Annotated in this window: 2 protein-coding genes; one reads left to right on the top strand and one right to left on the bottom strand. The window is 71.0% G+C overall.

Translation table 11 applies throughout. The features are described from left to right. Positions 1-468: 468 nt before the first annotated feature. Entirely contained in the window at positions 469-1,668 is a 1,200-nt protein-coding gene (locus A6A27_RS07305) for a hypothetical protein (RefSeq protein ID WP_073833789.1), read from the top strand. 84 nt (positions 1,669-1,752) lie between these two features. On the opposite strand, the gene A6A27_RS07300 is transcribed toward A6A27_RS07305, so the two are convergent. Next, positions 1,753-3,252, bottom strand: coding sequence for a protein kinase domain-containing protein (locus A6A27_RS07300; protein WP_073833788.1), 1,500 nt, complete (start codon positions 3,250-3,252; stop codon positions 1,753-1,755). Positions 3,253-3,525: the final 273 nt, after the last annotated feature.

The raw sequence follows: 3,525 nt of genomic DNA, 5'->3' as shown, positions 1-3,525 counted from the left end.
ACCGCGTTACACCACTATCAGGGACGCCACTCCCCGACCGCCCGCCCTGGGCCAACCGCCGCTCCGGCCCCGGGCACGAGGCCGTCCCCGACCACCGGTCCGGCCCCAACCAGCGCACCACCCTCGCCCGAGCCTTCCATCGTCCGCCTGTGCACAGACCCCCTACGGCTGCCACTGGTGGAGCCGCTGCTCTGCCCATCAACCGGTGGCTGAACAGGTTAGAGGTCGCCAGCACCGGGGCGTCGTCGGGAGTGTCGGGAGCTGCTGCGCGTTGTGGAGTGGCCGATGGCTCAGGGCACCGTACGGTCGGCGATCACTCGGTCCTGGCCAGCTCAATCCAGCAGCGCCCGCACGGCAGCGGAGGTGGTCCGTCGTCTGTTCGCGGGATGGTCCGGCTGGACTTTTGGCTGATGGTGAGTATGGTCAGCTAGCTGTCCGCACCTGTGCGTTCAGAGGAGGCCAGCGACCGTGGCCGAGAGATCGACCGCTCGCCCCGCCGATGGGGCTGCCCAAATTCACGACGATCCAAGTGACGTAGACAGCTGGATCGCTCACCTGTCGCGGCCGGCAGCAGACGACTTCGACACGGACGACGAGTGGTCGGACGCCGCGGCGCCGCAGTGGCGCGAGAACGCGTCGGACCCGTACGAGGAGTCGTACCAGCCCGCGGATACGAACCCGGGGGAAGGGCGGCACGCACGGCACCGGGCAGACCAGCAGTACGAGGAATACGAGCGGTACGACGGGGCCTACGGTCAGGACGAGCACGCGTACCGGGGGTCCGACCCGGTGGCCGACCCCGAACCGGCTGGCTACGAGCCCGACCAGCCCTACCGGTCCGACGAGCACGTGCAGGCCTCGTGGGAGGGCCGGGCCCATGCGCCGTACGGACCGATCGATGCCGGTCCCGTGCGCGAGGACGCGCATGCCGCACTGCAGGACTCATACCTCCTACCGGAGGTGGGCGCCCAAGAGGAGCATGTCCCGCATGACGATTACGCGGGCCCCAACGAGTACCGCTACGGCGGGTCCGCCCCGCGGGACCCCGAGGCGGTCGACGACGCTCCGACCCAAGTGCTGCACATCGCGGAACTTGACGCCCACCCGCGGGGGGCTAACCGGCGGCGCTGGCTGATCGCGGTCGGCGGGCTCGCGGTGGGGGCGCTGGTCTGCGCTCTGGCGTTCAACTGGGGGTCGGACCAGCCGCCGGAAGGCGCGCTGCCGCTGGTGACAGCCACCATCCCGCCGGACGCGTCTGAGGAGCCGGTTGCCCTCCCGGAGATGCCGTCAGCGACAGCGACTTCCGCAACCCCGCGCAGCTCCCCCGCCACTCCCAGGACCACACGGTCGGTCACCCGTTCCGCCACGCCCAGCGCCGCACCGTCTGTCACACGTTCCGCCACGCCGGCCCAGACCCGACGCCCGACTCCGCTCCTGCTCGGCCCATCGAGCAACGACGGGGTGGCAAACATGGTCCAGCAGTACTGCGGTCGACACATCCCAGGGAGCTCAGCGGAGCCCCGCAACGACGGCCGTTGGCAATGCACGAGACTTCTCTCTGCCTCCGCCGTTGACATGGACGTCGCCTGCCGTGACACGTACGGTTCGGGCGCCTACGCGCGGACGTCGACTCCAGGCGATCCGTATGCCTGGCGCTGCTACCGCTGACGACCCCCGGCCCCGCCATCGATAGCCCAATCTCCGTCCGGCACCCTGCGACCACATCAGGCATCTATCGCGTCGCCGATGCCGTTACCGCAGGTCGGCGGCGATCCGGTCGGCGTCGGCGGTCAGGGCGTTGTAGCCGTCGGTGGTGAGCTTGCCGTCGCGGCGCAGGTCGCCGAGCTTTTCGCGCAGTTTCTTGAGCTGGTCCTCGGCCTGGTCTGGGTCGTTTTCGGTGATCTCCTTCGCGATCGCGTCGACCTTGGTGTGCAGGTCTTTTGCGGCGTCCGGGTTCAACCGGCCGGCTTCCACCTGATTCCGGATCGACCGTCGCATGCCGGCGATCGGGTCAGCGGGTGGAGTGGGGTTCGGCTTACGGGAGGTGGCCGCAGGGCTCGGTGTGGGGCTGGCCGGGCTGCGGGTGGCGGACGCGACGGTGCGTAGCGTCGGCGTGGCGGGCGCGACGGTGAGCGGCGCGGCCGGCACGCGGGGCGCCACGGTGGTGGTGGCCGATGCCGGTGGCGTGGTCGGCCCCGCGACCGAGGTGTGGTCGTCGCGGTCGAGCAGCGTGACGCCGGTCAGGGCGAGCAGCGCGACGCCGAGCACGGCCGCCGCCAGCAGCGCCTGGCGTCGATGCCGTGCCGGGCCCGGCCTGGGGCGTGCCGGGCCAACTGCGTCCCGTCTGGGCGGAAGAGCGGTCACCGGCGTGGACCGTTTCGGCCGTCCCGGGTCCGCTGGCGTGACCGACACGAGGGGAACCGACGTGCCGGCCCGGGGCAGCAGGGCTGCGAGGCGGTCCCGGACCTCGGGCGCGCCGGTCGGCCGGTCGGCGGGATCCTTGGCCAGCAGTTCGGTGGCCAGGGCGTCCAGCTCGGCGGGTACGTCGGGCCGGCGCTCGCGCAGCGGCGGGGGTGGCTCGTTGACGTGCTGATGCAGCACGCTGAGCGGCTCGCCAGCGAACGGTGGACCGCCGGCGAGCATGGCGTAGAGGGTGCAGCCCAGCCCGTACAGGTCGGTGCGGTGGTCCACCGGCTGGCCGAGGGCCTGCTCGGGCGACATGTACGAGCTGCTGCCGAGCTTGGTCGCCGGCTCGGTGAGGGTGTTCTCCCCCTCTGCCCACGGAAGGCGGGCGATGCCGAAGTCGCAGATCTTCACGCTGCCGGTGGCGGTGACGATCAGGTTGCCGGGCTTCACGTCACGGTGCACCACCCCGGCCGCGTGCGCGGCGGCGATTCCGTCGCAGGCCTGGACCGCGATCGACATCGCCTGCAGGACGGTGAGCGGGCCCTCGGTGATCAGTGCGGACACGGTCCGCCCCTCCACCAGTTCCATGATCAGGTAGGAGTCGTTCTCCTCGGTGCCGAAGTCGTAGACAGCGACGATGTGCGGATGGGTCAGCCCGGCCGCCGCACGGGCCTCGCGGTCGAAGCGTTCCGCGGCCATCGGCTCCTGCAGACCCGCCGCGGTCAGCACTTTGATCGCCACCGGGCGGTCCAGGCGCAGGTCGCGACCGCGCCACACCTCACCCATGCCGCCGCTGCCCAGCAGCTCCTCGGACTGGTAGCGGCCATCCAGCAGACGTCCCAGCACGGGGCCTCACTGCTCCAACCCTGCGCGCCGCTACACGGGGGGCGGTGACGCGACGGCCGGCATCGGGGTCATCGGACGAACCATCAGGAGTTCCTCGTGGTGGACGATCCCCCACGTTGGTCAACGCGCCATCGGCACCAAGGAAACGACCGGCGTCGCTGACAGCTTGGAGGAATGGGTCCTGACCGGACGAAGGCGCGGCTGGTGTCGGTGTCGCTGGCAACGCCACCTGCAACTGTCAGTGAGCGTCCGGGAACTCGGCAGGGCGCATGG

It is taken from the genome of Micromonospora sp. CB01531, assembly GCF_001905095.1.
Classification (GTDB): domain Bacteria; phylum Actinomycetota; class Actinomycetes; order Mycobacteriales; family Micromonosporaceae; genus Micromonospora.
This window is presented reverse-complemented; position numbering and strand designations above follow the sequence as displayed.